We start from the raw sequence: 20,694 nt of genomic DNA on the forward strand, positions 1-20,694 counted from the left end.
ATATATTGGACGTCTTACTGGCGTTCTTGCACTATTCGTTCCCAGCGCAAAGTCCGCGCTGCGATCCCCACGCCCGCGCGGGCGCTCATCAAAACCGATAACAGCAATACCTGAGGATACCGATGCCTAACTATCGCTCACGCACTTCGACTCATGGCCGCAACATGGCCGGCGCCCGCGCGCTGTGGCGCGCCACCGGCATGAAGGACGACGATTTCGGCAAGCCGATCATCGCGGTCGTGAATTCGTTTACGCAGTTCGTGCCGGGCCACGTGCATCTGCGCGACCTGGGCGCGCTGGTCGCGAAGCAGATCGAAGCGGCCGGCGGCGTGGCGAAGGAATTCAACACGATCGCCGTCGACGACGGCATCGCAATGGGCCACGGCGGCATGCTGTATTCGCTGCCGTCGCGCGAACTGATCGCGGACTCGGTCGAGTACATGGTCAACGCGCACTGCGCGGACGCGATGGTCTGCATCTCGAACTGCGACAAGATCACCCCGGGCATGCTGATGGCCGCGATGCGCCTGAACATTCCGGTCGTGTTCGTGTCGGGCGGTCCGATGGAAGCGGGCAAGGTCAAGTCGCCGACCGACGGCCAGGTGATCGCGAAGATCGACCTGATCGACGCGATGATCAAGGCCGCCGATCCGAAGATCAGCGACGCCGAAGTCGCCGAAGTCGAGCGCAGCGCGTGCCCGACCTGCGGTTCGTGCTCGGGCATGTTCACCGCGAACTCGATGAACTGCCTGACCGAGGCGATCGGCCTCGCGTTGCCGGGCAACGGCACCATCGTCGCGACGCACGCATGGCGCAAGGGCCTGTTCGAGCAGGCGGGCAGCCTGGTCGTCGATCTGTGCCGCCGCTACTATCAGGAAGAGGACGCCTCGGTCCTGCCGCGCAGCATCGCCACCAAGCAGGCGTTCGAAAACGCGATGACGCTCGACGTCGCGATGGGCGGCTCGACCAACACCGTGCTGCACCTGCTGGCCGCCGCGCAGGAAGCGGGCGTCGATTTCACGATGTCGGACATCGACCGTATCTCGCGCAAGGTGCCGTGCCTGTGCAAGGCCGCGCCCATGACCGACAAGTACCACATCGAGGACGTGCATCGCGCGGGCGGCATCATCGGTATTCTCGGTGAACTCGCGCGCGCGGAGCTGCTCGATCTGTCGTGCGGCAACGTGCATAGCGGCACCCTCGGCAACGCGATCGCGAAGTGGGACATTGCCGGCGGCGCGGGCGAGGAAGCGCAGAAATTCTTCCGCGCGGCGCCGGGCGGCATTCCGACCACGGTCGCCTTCAGCCAGGAAGCGACCTACGCGACGCTCGACACGGACCGCAAGAGCGGCTGTATCCGCAGCAAGGAGAACGCGTACTCGAAGGACGGCGGCCTCGCGGTGCTGTACGGCAATCTCGCGGAGAAGGGCTGTATCGTAAAGACCGCGGGTGTCGACGAATCGCAGTGGCTGTTCTCGGGTCGCGCGCGCGTGTTCGAAAGCCAGGACGACGCGGTCGACGCGATTCTCGGTGACAAGGTCGTGCCGGGCGACGTCGTGGTGATCCGCTATGAAGGTCCGAAGGGCGGTCCGGGCATGCAGGAAATGCTGTACCCGACTTCGTATCTGAAGTCGAAGGGCCTCGGCAAGAGCTGTGCGCTGTTTACCGATGGCCGTTTCTCGGGCGGCTCGTCGGGCCTCGTGATCGGCCATGCGTCGCCGGAAGCGGCGGAGGGCGGCACGATCGGTCTGGTCGAAGACGGCGACGTGATCGAGATCGACATTCCGCAGCGCAAGATGCATCTCGCGGTGTCGAACGAAGAGCTCGCACGCCGTCGCGCGGCGATGGAAGCGCGCGGCGACGACGCATGGCAGCCGACCAATCGCGAGCGTGTCGTGTCGCAGGCATTGCAGGCGTACGCGGCGCTCGCGACCTCGGCCGATCGCGGCGCGGTGCGCGATATTTCGCAATTGAAGCGCAAATAAAGCGCGGACTGGCGCCGATCGGCGCGGCGGCCCTTTTCGCGGTGACGCGACCGGCCCCAATCGAGACCGGTATGCGGGCGACTGCATGCCGGTTTTTTTTGCAGTGGCAGTGCGAATGGACGATCGATCAGGCGTCTCCTGCGCAGCCCTCCGCGGAGCCTTTCCTAAGCCGGAAAACTGGAAACGATGTCATCGGCACGCTGCGACGACCCCGCCAGCATCACGCAGTTTCTGCCATTGGCTTTCGCGGCATAGAGCGCTGTATCGGCTCTCGCCATCACCGAGGCAACGGTATCGCCGTCACCGAATTCGTCGACGCCAGCGCTGAGTGTGCATGCGACGTCGCCGGTCGGAGCGCGCGCAACAGACGCCGCGACGAGTGCGCGCAACATGGCAGCGTAACAATGGGTGTGATCCATGAAGGCTCCTGGCGCAACACCAGGTCGCGCCAGTTACATCCGCTGCCTTCACGCAAAGCGCATATCGTACCGGAAGAATTTTTCGCGCCAGATCAAATCTCAACGATTTTCGCCCGACGGTTTCCTTTTGAATCGCTGGACAGACTCATCTGGCGTCGACGTGACGGGACGGTCGCCACGCATAGCCGGATTTCGGCCTCACGCAACCTTCGCGTTACGGCCTGCTTGCGTCTATGCTTGACTCACTTGTTTGGCTGCCAGCAACGCCGACGAGGTCTTCTGCAGTCTTCAATAATCGCCCGCTCACCAAGGGCAAACCCAACAGGAGAAAACCAGATGTCACGATCCATCACGCGGCGCGCTTTCATGGTGTTCGGTGGTTTGGCCTTCGCGGGTACGCTGACCTTGGCGCAAGCGGCGCCCATCTCGTTCGAGGTGCCTTTGACGGGCGCCCAACAGGTTCCGCCGGTGCAGACGCCGGGCAGCGGCAGCGCCAAGCTCACGTACGACCCCAGCACGCGGGTCGTCACCTGGAATATCAGCTTCAGCGGATTGACGAGTCCGACCACAATGGCGCATTTCCACGGACCCGCCCCGGCCGGTAAAAACGCTGACGTAAAGGTCTGGCTGTCGCAGAAGGGCAACATGGAGGTGACGAGCCCGATGACCGGTCAGGCCACGCTATCTCCGGACAACGCCAAGATGTTCGAAGCCGGTGACATGTACATCAACGTTCACACGAAGAAAAATCCGGATGGCGAGATTCGCGGCCAGGTGATGCCGCCGAAGGGCAACTGAAGCAGGCACGGTAGCCGCGCCCGGAGAGCGGGTTTGCGGCAGGCTCACAGATAAGCCGCGAGCAGCATCACCACGGCAACGCCGACGCCGAATGGCAGCAGCGCCAGCAGCGCTGGCGCCTGCCGCGGGGCGTCCACGGACGAGGGCAGTAGTTTGTAGCCGGTCAGCATCGGGCGCAGCAGGTTGTGTCCCTTCGCTACCGCGTAGAGGGCGATCACGAGCACGTGCAGCACCACCGCGGCGAGCAGCACGTACCAGACAAGGCCGTGCAAATCCGAGATTGCGTTGGCGAGCCACACGGGCACCAGTTCGCTAAACGGCCCTGCGTCGGCGATGTCGTTGTTGACGTAAAGCCCGCTCAGCGTCTCGGTCAGCAGCAAGACGAGCAGAAATAGAACCATCCAGCCGCCGGCCGCATTGTGACCGACCTGCACATCGGGCTCGCGATGAAACAGGCGGCGCAAATGATGAAGCGCGGCCGCGGGTGATGCCACGAAACTGCGAAAGCGGGCGGTCTCACTGCCAAAGCAGCCCCATAGCAGCCGGAAGATAACAAGGGCGAGCAGCGTCTCGCCGACGCGCACGTGCCAGTCGATCCAGTTCAGCTTCAACGTGACATACGCGGCCGTGACCAGCACGACCACCAGCCAGTGAAACAACCGCACCGGTGCGTCCCAGACGAGGACAGGGCGGGTTACGGGCTGGGTCGGTCGTGTGTCGGGATCGTGAGCATCCATGTATCGTACCTGCGTGCGCGATCGCGCTCGGACGAAAATCCGCGTGGCTCCTCGGTCACGCCGAAAATCGACGGAGCCGTGCTGGCCAACGAATTCAGTGTTTCGAGCGGAACCGGAAATTTCCCCACACTCTATCTGGCGGGAGCTTAAATCCGATTGCCACTCGAAGAGCCGCTGGCGGCGGCGAGCGCGGCCGTTGGCGTCTGTTCAAGCCGATTGCCGCCCAGCGACTTGGCTCGATACAACGCCTGGTCGGCGGCTGAGAGCAGGTCGGTGAGGGAAGCCGTTTCGCGACTCGACTCGGCGAGTCCAATGCTGACGGTGGCGCGAATCCGCTCGCCGTCGGCGCCATGGGACATTGCGGCGAACCGGCTGAGAACGTTCTCGCCTAGCTTTTTTGCGCGGTCGCTGTCGTAGCCCGGCAGCAGGGCGGCAAATTCTTCGCCGCCGATGCGTGCAAGAATCGCGTCCGTACCCGTCACGGCTCGAACGGTTTCCGCGAATGACCTCAAAACTTCGTCGCCGGTCTTGTGCCCAAAGTGGTCGTTGATTCTCTTGAAGTGATCGAGGTCGAACGCGAGAAGTGTGACGGGTAGTCGATTTATGCCGTGGTCGCTGATAACCCGCTCCCCCTCTTCGAAAAACAACTTTCGATTCCCGAGGCGAGTCAGGTAATCCGTGCGGGACTCCTGCAAAAGCTCACCATGAATTTCTTCCCGGGTCAGCCGGAGCAAGGTCATCGGCAAAATGACCGAGTAGAGAACTCCTTCGTACATCGTGATTTCGCTGGAGACAGCCAGCACGCGCGGCCCGAAGATCGGCACCAGCCATGGCAGCACGAAAGCCCGGGCGACGTAAAACAGCGCGTGGATACCCGTTACCGCCACGGCGACGCGCCGGGATTGAACCGCCGGCATGCCGTCGCCTCGCAGCAGTTCGAGCGACGTCATGGCGGAAGCCAGCGCGATCGGGATGGCGCTGACGTACATCCAGACGGCAGCCTGCCAACGCACGCCAGCCACGGCCCACGTGAGCCCCATCAGCAGAAGCAAGCCGATCGAGCTCGCGAGATATCGCCGGCCGTTGAACATTGCCACACCGTCCAGGACGAGCAGATAGCCGGTGAGAATCACGAGATTACTCACTGCGGGGCCAGCTGCACCGAGCAGTTGAACCCGGAATGCAGCCGCCGCGCAACCGATTCCGAGGGTCGCATAGCCGGCCGCCAGCATTCGTAATTCCTTGCCGCGCTTGGGATGGGACAGGTGTTCCCAATACATCATGGCGGAACTGGCAAACAAGGTTCCGATCACAAGAAGGTAAAGCGTGGCTAGATCGACTTTCATCGCTGACTTCAGAGCGCGTCACCGCTGCAACGGGGAAAAGGTTAGAGACTACATACGTGATAACGGCAAATGCCGCGCATCCTTGCGAAATGATATCGGAATGGGTCGTGGGGAGACGCGAAGCCGGGCGGGTGGGCCTACGGTCGACCGAAAGACTACACAGTGAACGCAGAAATTTCGCCGGTTGGCATCTTCTGCGCAACGCGCCATGTCGGCGCAAAGCCAATACAAATCGTCGCGAAAGGTTGAGTTCATCGCGAGGCGCAGCAGCGCCAAATTGCTATTCTTCATAGACATAGACCGGCTCTTCAAGCGCACTCCCATGCGTGCCCGCGCGGAAAGGGGGATGTATGACGCGTCCTGCACTATCGCTGCTTTTCCTGTGCATTTCCGTTGCCGGTCTGTCTCTGATGCACCTTGCGTGCGCAGCAGGCGTTCTTCCGCAGGGCGGCCAATACGTTGCCGGGGCCGGCACCATCTCGAGCCATGGCAATGCGCTGCTGGTCACGCAGCCGGGTTCGACGCGCGGCGTGATCGATTGGAACAGCTTCTCTGTCGGAGCCCACAACCGCGTGACGTTCGACAACGGCTCCGGCGCGACCTTGAATAGGGTCACGGGCGGCTCGCCGTCGGCAATCCTCGGCAGACTCAGCGCAACGGGCAGCGTGTATGTGATCAATCCGCAGGGCATTGTCGTGGGCCCCTCTGGCGTCGTGACAACGGGTGGACGTTTCGTCGCGTCTACGCTCGATGTCTGCAACTGTGCTTTCATTAAAGGCGACGCACTCACGCTGTCGGGCGAGTCAAATGCGAGCGTGATCAACCTCGGCAAAATCAGTTCGAGCGGCGCCGATGTCTTCCTGATCGCGCGAAACGCGGTCGTCAATGCGGGCACGATCAAAGCGCCAGGCGGCACGGCCGAACTGGCCGTGGGCGAACAGGTGCTGTTACAGGACTCGGCCAGCAGCAAACAGGTTTTCGTGCAGACGGGGAGCGTTGGTACGGTCGTCAACAGTGGACGCATCGCAGCCGCGCAGATCAGCCTGCAGGCCGCCGATGGCAACGTGTTTGCGCTCGCCGGCGGTGGCACGCGCATTCGGGCGACGGGCACGGCGAACCGCGACGGACATGTGTGGCTCGTCGCCGACAGCGGTCGTGTCGAGCAGTTGGGCACGATCACCGCCAGCAACGCGGACGGCAGCGGCGGGACAGTCGATACTGGCGCGGCGCAACTGGCGTTCGGCGCAAAGGCAGCCGTTCATGCGGGCGAATGGAATCTTTCGACGCCCGCATTCACGATCGATAATTCCGCTGCTCGCGCATTGCGCCGCAGCCTGAATTCGGGCACTTCTGTCGATGTCACCACGACAGGCGCGATGGGCGCGACGGGCGATCTGGACGTCGCATCGACCCTGCGCTGGTCTGGTCCCGCTTCGCTGACGCTCGCCGCGTACCGCGACGTGTCGGTCGCGAGCGGCGCGACGATTGCGAACAAAGGCGCGGGCAATCTGAGCTTGCGCGCCGACGCAACCGGAAGCGACAACGGCGGCAGCGTCGTGAATCACGGCACGCTCGACTGGTCGAAAAGCACCGGCGCGCTGAGCGCTTTCTATGACATGAACGGCACATACGTTGCCGGTACCCAACTGAGCAACCCGGCGTGGACGCCCCCCGCATTCAGCGGTCTGGTTACGCAGATCACCGCGTACAAGCTGGTGAACTCGCTGACCGATCTGTCGAATGTCGCCAACGACCTCACCGGTAACTACGCGCTCGGCAAGAATATCGATGCGAGCGCGACGAGCAACACCGCCTTCGTTCCAATCGGCAGCGTCGACACACCATTCACGGGGCAGTTCGACGGACAAGGCAATACGATCAGTTCGCTAACGGTCGCGCAGTTGGCGCCTTCCCAGTTCGTACGATTGATGGGTATGTTCGGCGTGATCGGCGCCCAGGGCGTCGTGCGCAACGTCGACATTTCGGGCACGGCGAGCACGGCTCCCAACCAGATGGCCAGCGTCTACATGGGCTTGCTGGCCGGCATGAACAACGGCACGGTCCTGCGGGTGAATACGTCCGGCACGGTTCTTAGCGGTGGACCTGGCGCATTCGCTTTGCTCGACTTTTCGATAGCCGGTGGGCTCGTGGGCGCTAACGCCGGCTCGATCCAGCGTTCTTCGAGCAGCGCCGCCGTGACCGCGGGGAATGTGCTCGGTGGTCTGGTGGGCGCGAATAGCGGCCTGATCGACCAGTCGTTCGCCACGGGTCCGGTCGTTTCGCTGAGTTATATCAATGAGGGCGGCGGCGGCCTTGTCGGCGATAACAGCGGCACGATCAACCAGTCTTATGCAACCGGCTCGACAACGCTTCTGGGCTATTGCCGAGGCGCTGCCGGTACGCCATGCGGCGGCGCCGGCCTTGTCGTCATAAACTCGGGAACGATCACCCAGTCATTCGCAACCGGTCTCGTGACTCAGCCGTCCTATCAGCCGATCGGCATCGCGCGGGCCAATACCGGCACGATCGGGAACGATGTGTACTGGGACACCGACACCACGACCGCGACAGTCGGCGTCGTGTACGGCACGCCGATTCCCGCGGCGAACGGGCTGACCACCGCGCAGATGAGCACACCGGCATCATTCGTCGGTTATGACTTCAGTCCGACGGGGGTGTGGGCGATGCCTGCCGGCGCGACGCATCCGGTGCTGCGCTGGCAGCTGGCGCAATGACGCGTGACTAATCAAGCGGAAGTTGGAAAAAAAATTCTAGCTTCCGCTGATTAGTTACCCCCTGACAAATGAAGCAAAAGGCGGTCAAATTATCGCGGCCAGCGCACGAGTTGGCCAGTTGAGTCAGGCCCGCCCACTCAACCCTCGCATCCGCCGGGCGAAATGGGCGCGCTCCGCATCGTCCATCAGCATGAGGAACTGATCCGCATCCATATGAATCAGTTCTTCGTGATCGCCCGCCTCGAAGTAGACGTCGGGCTGGCCTGCCAGGCTGGATTCCAGGTAGGTTTTCATGCCATACGCCATACAAATTGGCGGCAGCGCTCCCACATCGCAGTCCTTGAATAATTCGCGCAGTTCGACTTCCGTGGCCAAGGCGAGCCGGCGCCCTGTCTTGCTCCAGAGTTCGGAGAGCTGCACGGCGTAAGTTGACGGCAGCACGGCGGCCACGTAGCCGTGTTCGTCTTCGAGGAGCACGGTCTTGGCGAGGCGGTCGCCCGGAATGTGCGCCGCAGCAGCCGTTTCGATACTCGAGTGGCTGTATGGGTGACGCACGACTTCGTAGCGGGAACCCTTGCTGCGTAGGCAGTCCTGCAAGGTTGGCGACATCGACATGGCACACCTCCTGTCGAATACCTGAAAAGGAATGAACAATTGCGATCTTTTCAGAATAGTTCACGCACCGGCAATACGCACGCCAACTGAACGATTCCATCGAGCGATCGCATCCACCGGTTGAATCCGCCGTTCCTCAGCTGACGTTGGTCGGCCGGTCCAGCGAACGACACCTTTGGTCCGTGCGAGGCATGGCGCCGCCGCGGACCGAAAAAGTTCGCAAGCTGTTGATCGTTAAGGAACTGCGTTCTACCGTTCTCGCAGGTGCAGCCGATTTACAGGTAGCCAGCATTCGTCAACTTGACAACGCCCATCGTGAACCTCGAACGCAGCCATACCTTCTCCTTTAGCCCCGACGGCGAACATTTCCTGCTCGACGGCCTGCCGTTCCAGATTCGCAGCGGCGAGATGCATCCAGCCCGCATCCCGCGCGAGTACTGGCGACACCGGATCCGCATGGCAAGGGCGATGGGGATGAACTGCATCGCGTTGTACATCATGTGGAATTACCACGAGACGCATAGAGGCGTGTTCGACTTCCGCAGCGGGAATCGCGATATCGAGGCCTTCATCCGCCTATGCCACGCCGAGCAGATGTGGGTGCTGTTGCGCCCCGGACCTTACGTGTGCGCGGAGTGGGATCTGGGCGGTCTCCCTTCCTGGCTGTTGCGCAATCCGGACATCCAGTTGCGGACCGACTCGGCCACCGATCCTCGCTACATGGCGGCGGTGGCTCGCTATATCGACGAACTGGTTCCACGTATCAAGCCATTGATGAGCGAGCACGGCGGACCGATCCTGATGATCCAGATCGAGAACGAATTCGGTTCGTATGCGAGCAATCCGGCTTACCTCGAAGAGCTCAGGCAGCTTTGGCTAGCAGGAGGCATAACCGGGCCGTTCTACACCGAAGACGGTCTGCCGCAACTCGAACGCAATCGCACCACGGTAACGGGCGGCGCGATCGCGCTGAGCAACGGCGACGCAGCGCAGATCGCAACCGTGCGCCGCGAATTCCCCTCGGTGCCCGCGATGGCTGGCGAGGTGTACCCAGGGTGGCTCACGCATTGGGGCGAAGCGGGGTTCGCGGGCGTGGACTACGACCTCTCCAGTACCTTGGCCACGTTCATGCAGGCGCGACTGTCGTTCAACCTGTATGTCATTCACGGCGGCACGAGCTTTGGCTTTTTTGCCGGCGCGAACGTGGACGGTTCAGGGAACTATCAGCCCGACATCACGAGCTACGACTACTGCGCGCCGATCAGCGAGCAAGGCATGGCGACGCCGAAGTACATCAAGTATCGAGACCTGATCGCCAGCTATCTGCCCGAACCCTTGCCAGCCATACCCGACGTCATCGCCACGCTTGACTGCGCAGGCGCTGAGGCCTTGATGCCAACGCTCTGCGCCTCGATCTGGGACAACCTGCCCGCGGCACTGCCACGCGAGCATGGCGTCGAGCCGCAGCCGTTTGAACGCTACGGTCAGGCGTTTGGCTTCGTGCTGTATCGCAAGTCTTTGCCGGAGCACGCGCGCGGTGTGCTGGATATCAGCGCCGTTCACGACTACGCAACGGTTTTCCTTGGTGAACGGTACGCGGGCGGCGTATCGAGAGCGCAACTGCCGCAGAAGTACGCGCAGTCGCTCCACATGATGCATCGCGCGCCGCTTGCCCTGCCTTCGGCGCGGCACAACCACGGGTCGAGCCCGGACGGCCAGGTAGCGCTGGAGATACTCGTCGAGGCCATGGGGCGCGTCAACTTCGGACCCGCGATCGTTGACCGTAAAGGTCTGCTCGAGCCGGTCACGATGAAACACGTCGACGGCTCGCTCGCGTTGCTCGAGGAATGGGACATCTACCTGCTGCCGATGGATGAAACGTTTATCGCCAACCTCAACGAAGACTGCACGAACCCACGAAAACCCGGTCTCTTTTATAAGGCGAGCGTGCTGCTGACTGAAGTCGGCGACACCTGGCTCGACATGAGCAACTGGACCAAGGGTATCGTCTGGGTCAATGGCCACAATCTCGGACGCTACTGGAACATCGGCCCGCAAAGGCGCCTGTATTGTCCCGCGCCGTGGCTCGTGCAAGGTAACAACGAGGTGCTGGTCTTCGACCTCCATCAGATCGAGGCAAAGCCGATTCAACTGGCCGACAGGTTGTACTAGCGCCTACACCTCGTCCCCCCTTCACCGCTTCGCGGCGGCAACCGGCAGCAGTTCGAGCGTGAGCACTTCGAACGGCGCCAGTTGCACTGCTTGCGACAGATCAGCGTCCAGTTGAGCAGGAATACCGGAATCCCCCGCACGCCCAACGCTGCGCGATTCGAATCGAGCCGCCGCGTTATCCGGCAGTTCCAGTTGGCGTCGCAGGTCGAGTGTGAAGCGTTGCGTGCGACTGTGAGGATTGCGCAGCGTCACGATCGCCTTGTGCGGCGCCCACGCTGCCCAACCATAGGCCGCCTGTTCGTCCGGCGCTCCGCCGATCCAATGACTGTCGCGAAGTATGTCGCCGTTTTCGCGCGCCCATTGGGCGGCGCGCGCAAGCACATCCCAGTCGTGCTCGCCCAGCAGCGCCGGCGTAATGTAGAGCTCCTGCAATTGCGTGCCGGTCCCGAAGTACGACCACACTTCGTTGGAGAATGCGTCGCCCGCCGACGCATTGAGGCGTGGATTGCACTGCGCGTAGAGGATGCCGTGCAGCATCAGCGAATTGAGTGGAAAGAGCGGACTGCGCTCCACGACGTTGTGATACGTCTGCGTGTCGCGGTATGTGATCCAGCGCTCGCGGTTCGTGCCGCTGCCCGCCAGGCCATCGTCGCTGCCGCCGCGCCAGATGGAGTCGACGTGGCGCAGCCAGAACGGCGACGGATGCGTACCTGTCGTGAGATTGATGAAAATTTCGGGCTTGGCCGCGCGGATGTCCTCGATCAGTTGAATCGCCGCGTCCCAATCGCTGTCGAACAGGCTGCCGGGGAACACCCTGTCGGCATTGCCTGTGCCGTCGAACTTGAAATGGTTGACGCCGCCCTTGTCGAGCAAGTCCATCACGACTTCATGAAAGCGCCGGTAATACGTCGGCCCCGATAATGCGAGACCGTTGTCGATGACCTCATAACCAGCGGCACGTCCTCGCGTCACGCGTTCCTGTTTCGGCATACCGTAGCCGCCCCACGGGGAAAGCCATATGCCGGGAGCGGCGCCGAATCGCGCGGCAGCGTCGCGCAGCGGAGCGAAGCCATGTGGAAATGCCTTGCTGAATTGCCAGCCGCCGCCAAGGTCGTCCCAGCCATCGTCGAACAGAAGCGAATCGATCTGCACCCCGCGCGCTGTGTGCAACTCGTGGCCGATTGTTGCGATGCGCTCGAGCGCCTGCTCCTGCGTGTACGGCGTGAGGTAGCCGATGTCGCCCCAACTGTTGTAGTGTAGAAACGGGCGATACGGGCGAGCCCGTTCCCGCTCCAGATAGATGCCGAAGTCGCGCCGAACCTGGCCGTCGCTGGCTACACCTGCCACAGCGGAGTAGACCAGCGTCCTGTTTTTCTCCAGCGGCAACGCGCGATGCAGCATGAAGCTGAGGCTGTCGCCCTTCACCTGACTTGTCGCCAGCGGGTGCTCGAAGCCCAGATAGAAGTTGCCCGCAATGACCGGCGTGCCCTTGCGCTCACTACTGGCCCTGGCGCCTGGAGCGCGCGTCTTCAGCAATGAGACGGCAGCGATCTCTTCGCCCTGAAGAAGCGCCGTAATCGCCAGCCGGACGCGCAGATATCGTGACCCTTCGCGCTGCTCCACGCTCCATTGCGCCTTTAGGCGTCCATGTGTATCTACCAGGGAGACGCTCGCGCGTCGCCCTGCGATTCGTTCGCTCAAGCGGGACGCATGCGGGTTGGGTTCGAGCGCAGCGTCGCTCACGGGCGCAACGACCCTCAGCTCGGCCAGGCCCATGGTGGTTCCGTCAGCGAGCGTGAGCGTGAGCGGCGCGACGATGCGCAACGTGCGTTTGCGCTCGCAATCGATCAGCGAGAAACCGGCGAGACGTTCGTCCTCGTTCGTCCAGCGCAATGCAATCGCGTCGTTGCCGAACGAGGAGATATGGCCCGTCGTCTGGAGCACGGGCATGCCAGTTTGCGTAGGCGAAGCATGGTTGGCGCGCATGGAGAAACCTGTCTCGGGCCAGAGGAAGAGATTTTCGCCGCCCCCGCGAATGGCGTCAGATAACGAACTGCGCCGTGGTGGAGGGCGCGAACAGTTCGTCGATAGTCGTTAGCCGTTCGGAAAGCCCCTGCGTATGGTGGTAGCGCAAGAACGCGTTGAGCACCGCTTCGTTGCCGGGCACACCGTAGCGCTCGCCCGAGGCGGCTCCGGAGCGGCGACTTTCAAATCCGCCAACGCGTACTTACGACCCCGGAACGGCCAGTCAGGTTTGCCGGAAGCGGACCCTCATGAAGGTGGTAACGTGCGCTCTTTGTGACCGGAACTTAGAGGCAATTGGTCGGGTACTCGGGAGATGCCCGCCCCTCGTTACGATTGAGCACACAGCTGGCTTCGCGCGTTACTCCAAGCGGGATGTCGCCCGGGCAATGGTACGCCGCACCGCTGGCCTCGTGGCTAGTTCATCCAGCGTGATGAAGAATTCGAAGCCCTTGTCGTTCTCACGTGTCACCCGAAATCCAAGCTTGCGATGGAAAGCGATAGACAAACGGTTGGTCCTATAGACATGGCTTCGTAGCTCGCCGATCCCTCGTTCGGTCGCCAGAGTCGCGATTTCCCCGAACAATTCATTTACCACCGTGTACGTTCGATGCAAGGGATGCGTACCAAAAGCGCCAACGAACCAGCACGCTTCTGCTTCCGGTCGAAGCATTGCATAAGCCACGAGTTTGCCGTCCCGTCGCACGGAGCACACTTCATTAATCTCTAAGGACTCGCACAGTTTCGCCCGGTGCTCGTATACGTCGAAGGCGTCGCCAGCTCGCTCAGTGTGCTCACGTAATGTAAGGACATCAAGCGCGAGAAGTTCATCAACAGAAGGGGACATAGGGAGAAATCAGGATGATGGAAAGGCACGCTGCAAGAGTATTTCGGATAAAAAATATCGCCAGTTCATGTCGACTCACTGGCTGATCGCTTCTAGTCGAACCCGGATCTCGCCTCGCGGCTATCTTGGCTCGCGCGGCATCACTACCTGGAGGTCACGTTTCATATAACGAACCCATCCGATCCGTCCTTTGTCGCGCAGCCCAAGGTCCGACCAACCGGCTTTCGAATATGAGCGCAGGCCGGGCTCGTTTTCTTCGTCGACCGAGAGCATGATGCAGCTCGTTTCAGGCCAGTATCTCGACATCCATTCGGGAAGAAGTCGCAACGCAGCTGTCCCTATACCAAGCCCTTGAAAGCGCAAATCGACGCGTAGCGCCGAGATAACCGCCGATCCCGTAAGCGCCCAAGCTGGAGCGGCCGTGCCACGCTTCAACAACAGGAACCCTGTCACGACGTCCGCGCGCAAGATGGCCGCGCCTAGCACATCGCCAGATTTATCTAAGGAGCACGCCGTGACGGCCCGGTGAGTCGGCCCGGCGTATTCCATCTGACGTTCGGATATCTCCAAATTTGAGACTCCGTGTCTTTGTGCGGAAGTGAGTTCACTCCAGCATGCGAATTGGATTCTGGGGCCCATAGGAGGCGTCGCGCCGAGGGCGCCATCATTATTGTTCGGGATGTATTGCACTTAATCCGGTTAAGCGACCAATAGGAATTCAAGCAAACGGTGATCTCCTTCTCACCCGGCGTCAGGCTGGCCATCCAGCCCTCTGTAGAACGATCCGGTAGCCGTCGGGATCTTCGTATGTTCGCCCTGATACGTCCCAATAGGGATTGAACGAGGCCACGTGAGCGAATCCGTTCTGGATGAGACGCTCACATGTTGACCGCCACTCCGTTTGATCCGGAGCGTAAAACACCGTCAAATCCTCGTTGGTCGGCGTAGGCGCTATCGGGTGTTCCCGACAGCGCGTGAACTCGAAGTGATAATCCATGCCGGGTCGTCCGAGCATCACTCCATCGAACCCCTGATGATCCTCGAATCTCGCGAGCACCATCAGGTCAAGCGCTTTGCAATACATGCTTTCTGCTCGGGAAAGATCGCTAACCGGCCTAGCTATTCTGAGATGTGCTTGCATCGAATTGAGCGCTGTCCGTTGTTGGAGGGGGCTGTACATCCAAACGTTTAGGATACGTCGGACGAAAATCGTCGACAATCTGTGGTGCTCTCGCCAGTGACTGCTAGTGGCCGAGAGCACCAGTTCGACAAACATACTCCCGAGCTGACGTTGGAGCCTTCAATGGCAGCTTCCCGGCGAGGTAGACGAACGCATACTGCCGTCAAGAATGGAATGAACGTCCCCCACCCGCCAGTGGGATGACACAGGTAGCGAATCCGCGCAGGCCGACGGTGCCAGAGATACCCAACCGGGAGAAGATGACACCTTCCCGCGGCAAACCGGAGGATCCGAGATGAGCTATACAACGGTCGGAGTAGATATCGCGAAGAATGTGATGCAGATGCACTGGGTCGAATCAGAAACCGGTGAAGTCATCAACAGGTCGATCAAACGGGCCGCATTCCTCGAACACTTCGCGAACCGCGCACCGTGTTTGATCGGGATGGAGGCATGCGGCGGCTCACAGCATTGGGCTCGGCGGCTGATTGAAATGGGACACCAGGTGAAGTTGGTGCCGGCTAAGTTCGCCAAGGCTTTCAATATCGGAAACAAGAATGACGCGGCGGACGCACGTGCCATCTGGATGGCCATCCAGATGCCCAGCAAGCGCGTCGCCGTAAAGACCGAAGCGCAGCAGGCAGTACTGGCGCTGCATCGGATTCGGCGCCAGAAACTCAAGTCTCGCACGATGCAGATCAACAGCCTGCGCGGCTTGTTGACCGAATACGGTGAAGTGATGGGCAAGAGCCGCGCCGCGCTGGACAAAGCGGTTCCACATGTGTTGGCCAGGCTTGCCGACCGGCTGCCGGCGATGCTGGTCGAATCCCTGCGCGATCAGTGGAACGATCTCGAGAACCTGGACCGACAGATCGCCGACATCGAACGCCGTTTGCTGAACTGGATGAAAGAGAACAATGCCTGCAAGGCGATTGCAGAGATTCCCGGCGTTGGTCTGCTGACAGCAATCGCGGCGGTCGCGACAATGGGAGATGCAAAGTCGTTCAGATCAGGGCGGGAGTTCGCGGCATGGCTCGGGCTCGTACCCGCGCAAACGGGCACTGGCGGAAAAGTCCAACTGTTGGGAATAAGTAAGCGAGGGGATCCGTATTTGCGCACTCTGCTGATCCACGGGGCGCGCAGTGTGCTGCATCACACGAAGGAGCCAGGTAATTGGCTCCGGCAAATCAGCCTCCGCAGTCCCTCGAATGTTGTGGCGGTCGCGCTAGCGAACAAGATGGCGCGAACGATCTGGGCGATGCTGGCGCATGATCGCCCATATGAACGTGCGCACATCAGCGTCAAGCCTGCTTGATTGCCAGGCCTTGCCCTCACGTGGGGAGTCAATTTTATAAGCAAGTGAAACGTCAAAGTTGCGCTGGCAAACGTAAGTGATGACGACACAGGTCGGACCGGGACCCGCGAAACCTGGGAATAACCAAGAGCTTCGAGCTCGCGTTAAGAATGAGGAGCGAGTCAGCGGAATTCATAGGGGCCAGCGGCCGGTCAGGCTGCACAAAAGGCTCGGATATAGAGCTGCAACCCTCCTGTCAGTCAGAACGAACGCAAAAAGCCGGTGCAATCTGGGGGACGTTCATATAGGGTTATTCGACGCCTGCCCACGCGCGCCGAAGCACACTCACCGCCATGTGAATGAGGGCAGACGTCGAATAACCTTTAGCGCGTGCAGCCAACCGACGTCAGGCACAGGTCGTTGCAAACCGGCCAGTTCTCGACGGAGAAGGATCGTTAAATTCGGTGCCCGCATTGGTCGAATGCTGTTTTTTTGAGGATACTGCGCCGACACTTTTTATCTGGATCGTGCGGACCGCCATCACCTACATCGACTGCATTTCGCTGGGGCCTGGGGCCTGGGACCTGGGGCCTCAATCAGCATCAGGTCGAAATCGGCTCACCTAATCCTGGCCCGCTTGCAAGTGTCGAGCGAGTGCATGCGAGCAGCTCGCCGTTGCAGTTCGAGCCGGATCGATACTTTGGGAGACGGTGCGGAAGCAGGAAGGATATCGTCCCTTGATATCAACTCCATATGGTCTATATACAAGCAGAGTGATTGTTGAAACCGGCAAGGAATTGGGAATGGACGACGCTACTTTCGGGGAGCAATTAGCTCCAAATGGAGACGCCGGGCTGCCTTGGTCAAGCAGCATCACGGTGGCGATGCGTGTGAACGGCCAGCCGCGGGCCGCTACGGTGAACCCGCGCGTCACGCTGCTGGACTGGTTGCGCGAAGACTCGGGTCTCAGCGGCGCCAAGAAGGGCTGTAATGAAGGCGCATGCGGCACCTGCACCGTGCTGGTCGACGGCAAGCGGATGAACAGCTGTCTGACGCTCGTCGTGCAATGTGACGGCTGCGAGGTCACGACTGTCGAAGGTCTGGCCGCCGCCGACGGGACGCTGCATCCGGTACAGCAGGCATTTATCGAGCACGATGCCTTTCAGTGCGGCTATTGCACGCCCGGGCAAATCGTCTCGGCGGTCGCCTGCATCGCTGAAGGGCACGCGACCGATGAGGCGAGCGTTCGCGAATGGATGAGCGGCAATCTGTGCCGCTGCTCTTGCTATCCGCAGATCGCGGCGGCCGTGCTCGATGCCGCCGGCGCGGCCGGGCACGAACGATGAAAAACTTCGAATACGCGCGTGGCGCAACCGCGCAACAGGTAGTCGCGTCGTTGGCGGCGGGCAACGTGGCGATCATCGCGGGCGGTACGGAGCTGCTCAACTGGATGCGGCTCGGCATCGCAGCGCCCGATCGCGTCATCGATGTCGGTGGACTCACAGGTCTCGTTCGTATTGTGCGCGAGCGTGACAATCTGGTGATCGGCGCGCTGACGGACCTGAACGTGCTCGGTGAAGACGCGCTCGTCGGCGCCCACGCGAGCGCGCTGGCTCAAGCCTGTCTGCTCGCCGCCTCGGCGCAGGTGCGCAACCGCGCGACGCTCGGCGGCAATGTGATGCAAAAGACGCGATGCGCTTATTTTCGTTCGGAAGCGCCGTTGCCATGGGGCTGCAACAAGCGCAATCCCGGGTCGGGCTGCCCCGCGCGCAATGGCATCAACGAACGGCATGCAATTTTTGGCTGGACCGATGCATGCGTCGCGGTTCAACCGTCCGATCCGGCTGTGGCACTGGCTTGTCTGGATGCGACAGCTGAGGTCATCGGGCCGAACGGCGGTCGAATGATCAAGATGACGGAGTTCCACCTGACGCAGCAGGAAGCAGCCGGCATGGGCGGCGATGCCGCCCGGCTCGAGACGAGACTGGCTGCCGACGAAGTGATCGTCTCCTTTCACATACCCATCCGCGCGGACGCACGATCGGCCTACGTAAAAGTCCGCGAGCGCGCCAGCTACGAATATGCGCTGGTCTCGGCAGCCGCATCCGTGGAGCTCGATCGGGATCGCATTGTGTCGGCGCGCATTGCACTTGGCTCGGTGGCGCAACGTCCGTGGCGCCTTCCAGCCGCGGAGGTGTCGCTGGCCGGGCAGGCGCCGACCAGGGAAGTGGTCACGCCGATTGTCGACGCGGCAATGAGCGACGCCCGGCCGCTCGCTCACAATGGCTACAAGGTGACGATGGCGCGCAATGCCGCGGTGCGTGCGTTACTGACGGCAGCAGGGCGATCATGAGCATCGGCACGGCGGTCTCCCGCGTGGAAGGCCAGGCGAAGGTCACGGGACAGGCGAAATTCGCGGCTGACAATACGCCGCCCGGCACGCTTCATGCGGTGTTGGTCGGCGCGCCCGTCGCGTCGGGCCGGCTGATCGACGTGGATGCCACCGCGGCACTTACCTTACCGGGTGTGGTGCGGGTGCTTACCGCGCACGATATGCCGCGATTCGGTGCGGTTCAGCCGCCGGCGGCGGTGCTCGCACTGCCGTTGCAAAACGACGCGATTCGGTACGAAGGCGAGCCGGTCGCAATCGTGCTTGCGGAATCCATCGAGGCGGCGGAAGCCGGCCGCGATGCCGTGCTTGTCCGTTGCGAGCGCGACGACCCCGTCCTTCCCGGCGCCGCGACGCGCGAGCCGCCGCCCGAGCCACGCATGCTCGGCGACGATCTGGAGATGGGCGACGTCGATGCGATTTTCGGAACCGCACACGCAAGCGTGGCGGCGACGTATATTCAAGCCGCGCGTCACCACAATGCGATGGAGACATCGGGCACCGTTGCGCGATTCGAGCACGGCAAGCTCACGCTGTGGGATGCGGTTCAGGCGAGCGAGAATGTGCCGCTTGTCGTAGCCGCGGCACTCGGCATGAGGCCGGACGACATTCACGTGATCGCACCGCACACGGGCGGCGGGTTCGGCTCGAAGGGATATGTGTGGCCGCACCAGATTCTTGCCGCCGCCGCGGCACGCGTCGCGGGGCGGCCCGTGAAGCTTCATCTGCGGCGTCACGATCAGTTCGTCTGCGTCGGCTATCAGCCGTGGGTGAAACAGGACATCAAGCTTGCGGCAACGGCGGACGGCCGGCTCAGCGCCATCGATCACGAAGTCGTCAATTCGAGCGCGATTGCGGACACGCATCTGGAGCCCGCAAGCGAAGCAAGCAAGACGCTTTATGCGTCGACCGCCATTCGCACCAAGCAGTGGCTGGAGCGGCGCAACATCAACGTGCCCACGCCAATGCGCGCGCCGGTGGAAGGTCCGGGGCTATGGGCGCTCGAAAGCGCGATGGACGAACTCGCCGTGGCGCTGAAGATCGATCCGCTCGATCTACGACTGGCGAACTACGCCGAGGTCGATCCGCATACGAACAAGCCCTGGTCGTCAAAAAAGCTTCGCGAGGCGTATGAGGAAGGCGCGCGGCTTTATGGCTGGCGCACGCGCGGCGAGACGCCACGACGAGACGGAGCGTGGCGCATCGGACATGGGATGGCGACGAGCTCGATGGGCAATTTCCGCTTTCCCGGTGGGGCGCGCGTGCGCCTGAGGTCCGACGGCACGGCGCTGATCGAGGCGAACACGCACGATATCGGCACCGGCACGCAGACGGTCTTTTGCCAGATCGCGGCCGAAGAGCTGGGCTTGCCGATCGAGAACGTGTCGATTGTGTGGGGCGATACCAACCTTCACCCGGCGAGTCCCGTCTATGGATCGAGCGCCACGGGCAGCACGGGAAGCGCGATCGCACTGGCTTGTCGGGAAATCAACGCGAAGCTCGATGCGCTCGGCGGGAAAGACGTTCGCGCGAGCCTGCGGCGGGCTAATCTACCGGAGATGGTCGCGGACGGTGCGTTCACGCTTCCGGGTGGCGCCAGCTTCAGCGCGGACGGCGACGGTACGCCATACGCGATGCGGACGTGGGGTGCGATCTTTGTCGAAGTAGGCGTCGATCCCGAGCTTGGCCTCGTGCGCTTGCGCCGGGCGGTGGGTGCCTATTCCGCGGGCCGGATTATCAATCCGAAAACGGCGCGAAGCCAGATGACGGGCGCGATCATCTGGGGTTGGGGCAAGGCGACGATGGAAGAAAGCGTGCAGGAGCCCAATACCGGTGGCTGGCTCGCGAAGAATCTGTCGAACGTGTCGGTCCCGGTGAATGCGGACATTCCGCTCGATATCAAGATCCACTTCGTCAGTGAGTATGATCCGCATGCAAGTGCGATCGGTACCCGCGGCATCGGAGAACTCGGCGCGACCGGCGTGGATGCCGCAGTGGCCGCAGCCGTCTACGACGCCATTGGCTTGCGTGTGCGCGACCTGCCCATTTTGCCGGGCAAGATACTGGCAGGCCTTTCGAGTCAGCACGCCGCTGCGGGATAGCAATGCGGCTCGGTCGTGAGTTGAGTGCTCAGGACGGACGGCGCCGCAGTTTT

At 61.9% G+C, this 20,694-nt stretch carries 17 protein-coding genes; 8 read left to right on the top strand and 9 right to left on the bottom strand.

All coding sequences use genetic code 11. The features are described 5' to 3' along the window. Positions 1–122: 122 nt before the first annotated feature. Entirely contained in the window at positions 123–1,985 is a 1,863-nt protein-coding gene (gene ilvD / locus HDG33_RS09580) for a dihydroxy-acid dehydratase (RefSeq protein ID WP_184024751.1), read from the top strand. 164 nt (positions 1,986–2,149) lie between these two features. Here ilvD and HDG33_RS09585 read toward each other — a convergent pair whose 3' ends face one another. Then, positions 2,150–2,404, bottom strand: a complete 255-nt coding sequence (locus HDG33_RS09585) for a diguanylate cyclase domain-containing protein (protein WP_260330382.1) — start codon at positions 2,402–2,404, stop codon at positions 2,150–2,152. A gap of 336 nt (positions 2,405–2,740) precedes the next feature. On the opposite strand from HDG33_RS09585, the gene HDG33_RS09590 reads away from it, so the two are divergent. Next, complete coding sequence (locus tag HDG33_RS09590) at positions 2,741–3,202, top strand: CHRD domain-containing protein (RefSeq protein ID WP_184024754.1); 462 nt, start codon at positions 2,741–2,743, stop codon at positions 3,200–3,202. A gap of 44 nt (positions 3,203–3,246) precedes the next feature. Here HDG33_RS09590 and HDG33_RS09595 read toward each other — a convergent pair whose 3' ends face one another. Continuing rightward, complete coding sequence (locus HDG33_RS09595; RefSeq protein WP_184024757.1) at positions 3,247–3,939, bottom strand: cytochrome b/b6 domain-containing protein; 693 nt, start codon at positions 3,937–3,939, stop codon at positions 3,247–3,249. A 146-nt stretch (positions 3,940–4,085) separates the two neighbouring features. Further along, positions 4,086–5,285, bottom strand: coding sequence for a diguanylate cyclase (locus tag HDG33_RS09600; RefSeq protein ID WP_184024760.1), 1,200 nt, complete (start codon positions 5,283–5,285; stop codon positions 4,086–4,088). 350 nt (positions 5,286–5,635) lie between these two features. Here HDG33_RS09600 and HDG33_RS09605 point away from each other — a divergent pair, with 350 nt between their 5' ends. Beyond that, on the top strand, positions 5,636–8,020 hold the full coding sequence (locus tag HDG33_RS09605; protein ID WP_184024763.1) for a filamentous hemagglutinin N-terminal domain-containing protein: 2,385 nt from the start codon (positions 5,636–5,638) through the stop codon (positions 8,018–8,020). A gap of 123 nt (positions 8,021–8,143) precedes the next feature. Here the strand turns inward: HDG33_RS09605 and HDG33_RS09610 are convergent, their stop codons facing one another. Then, entirely contained in the window at positions 8,144–8,635 is a 492-nt protein-coding gene (locus tag HDG33_RS09610) for an aminoacyl-tRNA deacylase (RefSeq protein WP_184024765.1), read from the bottom strand. A gap of 300 nt (positions 8,636–8,935) precedes the next feature. Here HDG33_RS09610 and HDG33_RS09615 point away from each other — a divergent pair, with 300 nt between their 5' ends. Next, positions 8,936–10,807: a beta-galactosidase gene (locus tag HDG33_RS09615; protein WP_184024768.1), complete on the top strand. Its 1,872-nt coding sequence runs from the start codon at positions 8,936–8,938 to the stop codon at positions 10,805–10,807. Between the two features lie 21 nt (positions 10,808–10,828). Here HDG33_RS09615 and HDG33_RS09620 read toward each other — a convergent pair whose 3' ends face one another. The 5 genes from HDG33_RS09620 to HDG33_RS38220 all read right to left on the bottom strand — a co-directional run bounded on the left by HDG33_RS09620 (position 10,829) and on the right by HDG33_RS38220 (position 14,952). Beyond that, on the bottom strand, positions 10,829–12,793 hold the full coding sequence (locus HDG33_RS09620; RefSeq protein ID WP_184024771.1) for an enterotoxin: 1,965 nt from the start codon (positions 12,791–12,793) through the stop codon (positions 10,829–10,831). A 55-nt stretch (positions 12,794–12,848) separates the two neighbouring features. Then, positions 12,849–12,974 (bottom strand): hypothetical protein, encoded by a 126-nt coding sequence (locus HDG33_RS09625; RefSeq protein ID WP_260330384.1) that lies wholly within the window; start codon positions 12,972–12,974, stop codon positions 12,849–12,851. A 216-nt stretch (positions 12,975–13,190) separates the two neighbouring features. Then, the gene (locus tag HDG33_RS09630; protein WP_184024775.1) at positions 13,191–13,676 is read right to left on the bottom strand and encodes a GNAT family N-acetyltransferase; all 486 of its coding nucleotides are present in this window, start codon (positions 13,674–13,676) and stop codon (positions 13,191–13,193) included. Between the two features lie 120 nt (positions 13,677–13,796). Continuing rightward, positions 13,797–14,246: an N-acetyltransferase gene (locus tag HDG33_RS09635; protein WP_184024778.1), complete on the bottom strand. Its 450-nt coding sequence runs from the start codon at positions 14,244–14,246 to the stop codon at positions 13,797–13,799. A gap of 181 nt (positions 14,247–14,427) precedes the next feature. Further along, positions 14,428–14,952 carry a VOC family protein gene (locus HDG33_RS38220; RefSeq protein WP_409258990.1) on the bottom strand — a complete coding sequence of 175 codons (525 nt, stop codon included), beginning with the start codon at positions 14,950–14,952 and terminating at the stop codon, positions 14,428–14,430. A gap of 199 nt (positions 14,953–15,151) precedes the next feature. Here HDG33_RS38220 and HDG33_RS09640 point away from each other — a divergent pair, with 199 nt between their 5' ends. From HDG33_RS09640 to HDG33_RS09655, 4 genes are all read left to right on the top strand, one after another. Then, positions 15,152–16,171 carry an IS110 family transposase gene (locus HDG33_RS09640; protein WP_184024781.1) on the top strand — a complete coding sequence of 340 codons (1,020 nt, stop codon included), beginning with the start codon at positions 15,152–15,154 and terminating at the stop codon, positions 16,169–16,171. Positions 16,172–16,953: 782 nt separating this feature from the next. Beyond that, positions 16,954–17,496, top strand: a complete 543-nt coding sequence (locus tag HDG33_RS09645) for a (2Fe-2S)-binding protein (RefSeq protein ID WP_221311363.1) — start codon at positions 16,954–16,956, stop codon at positions 17,494–17,496. Continuing rightward, entirely contained in the window at positions 17,493–18,503 is a 1,011-nt protein-coding gene (locus HDG33_RS09650) for a xanthine dehydrogenase family protein subunit M (protein ID WP_184025623.1), read from the top strand. The genes HDG33_RS09645 and HDG33_RS09650 overlap by 4 nt, the downstream gene beginning before the upstream one ends. After that, positions 18,500–20,641 (top strand): xanthine dehydrogenase family protein molybdopterin-binding subunit, encoded by a 2,142-nt coding sequence (locus tag HDG33_RS09655; protein WP_184024784.1) that lies wholly within the window; start codon positions 18,500–18,502, stop codon positions 20,639–20,641. The genes HDG33_RS09650 and HDG33_RS09655 overlap by 4 nt, the downstream gene beginning before the upstream one ends. Positions 20,642–20,694 lie beyond the last annotated feature (53 nt).

The sequence above is a fragment of the Paraburkholderia sp. Cpub6 genome (assembly GCF_014201065.1).
Lineage (GTDB): Bacteria > Pseudomonadota > Gammaproteobacteria > Burkholderiales > Burkholderiaceae > Paraburkholderia > Paraburkholderia tuberum.

What these genes read in the sequence shown, in the direction of transcription:
- ilvD (WP_184024751.1), top strand. Translation starts at nt 123, where the DNA reads ATGCCTAACTATCGCTCACGCACTTCGACTCATGGCCGCAACATGGCC.
- HDG33_RS09585 (WP_260330382.1), bottom strand. Translation starts at nt 2,404, where the DNA reads ATGGATCACACCCATTGTTACGCTGCCATGTTGCGCGCACTCGTCGCG.
- HDG33_RS09590 (WP_184024754.1), top strand. Translation starts at nt 2,741, where the DNA reads ATGTCACGATCCATCACGCGGCGCGCTTTCATGGTGTTCGGTGGTTTG.
- HDG33_RS09595 (WP_184024757.1), bottom strand. Translation starts at nt 3,939, where the DNA reads ATGGATGCTCACGATCCCGACACACGACCGACCCAGCCCGTAACCCGC.
- HDG33_RS09600 (WP_184024760.1), bottom strand. Translation starts at nt 5,285, where the DNA reads ATGAAAGTCGATCTAGCCACGCTTTACCTTCTTGTGATCGGAACCTTG.
- HDG33_RS09605 (WP_184024763.1), top strand. Translation starts at nt 5,636, where the DNA reads ATGACGCGTCCTGCACTATCGCTGCTTTTCCTGTGCATTTCCGTTGCC.
- HDG33_RS09610 (WP_184024765.1), bottom strand. Translation starts at nt 8,635, where the DNA reads ATGTCGATGTCGCCAACCTTGCAGGACTGCCTACGCAGCAAGGGTTCC.
- HDG33_RS09620 (WP_184024771.1), bottom strand. Translation starts at nt 12,793, where the DNA reads ATGCGCGCCAACCATGCTTCGCCTACGCAAACTGGCATGCCCGTGCTC.
- HDG33_RS09630 (WP_184024775.1), bottom strand. Translation starts at nt 13,676, where the DNA reads ATGTCCCCTTCTGTTGATGAACTTCTCGCGCTTGATGTCCTTACATTA.
- HDG33_RS38220 (WP_409258990.1), bottom strand. Translation starts at nt 14,952, where the DNA reads ATGTTTGTCGAACTGGTGCTCTCGGCCACTAGCAGTCACTGGCGAGAG.
- HDG33_RS09640 (WP_184024781.1), top strand. Translation starts at nt 15,152, where the DNA reads ATGAGCTATACAACGGTCGGAGTAGATATCGCGAAGAATGTGATGCAG.
- HDG33_RS09645 (WP_221311363.1), top strand. Translation starts at nt 16,954, where the DNA reads ATGGACGACGCTACTTTCGGGGAGCAATTAGCTCCAAATGGAGACGCC.
- HDG33_RS09650 (WP_184025623.1), top strand. Translation starts at nt 17,493, where the DNA reads ATGAAAAACTTCGAATACGCGCGTGGCGCAACCGCGCAACAGGTAGTC.
- HDG33_RS09655 (WP_184024784.1), top strand. Translation starts at nt 18,500, where the DNA reads ATGAGCATCGGCACGGCGGTCTCCCGCGTGGAAGGCCAGGCGAAGGTC.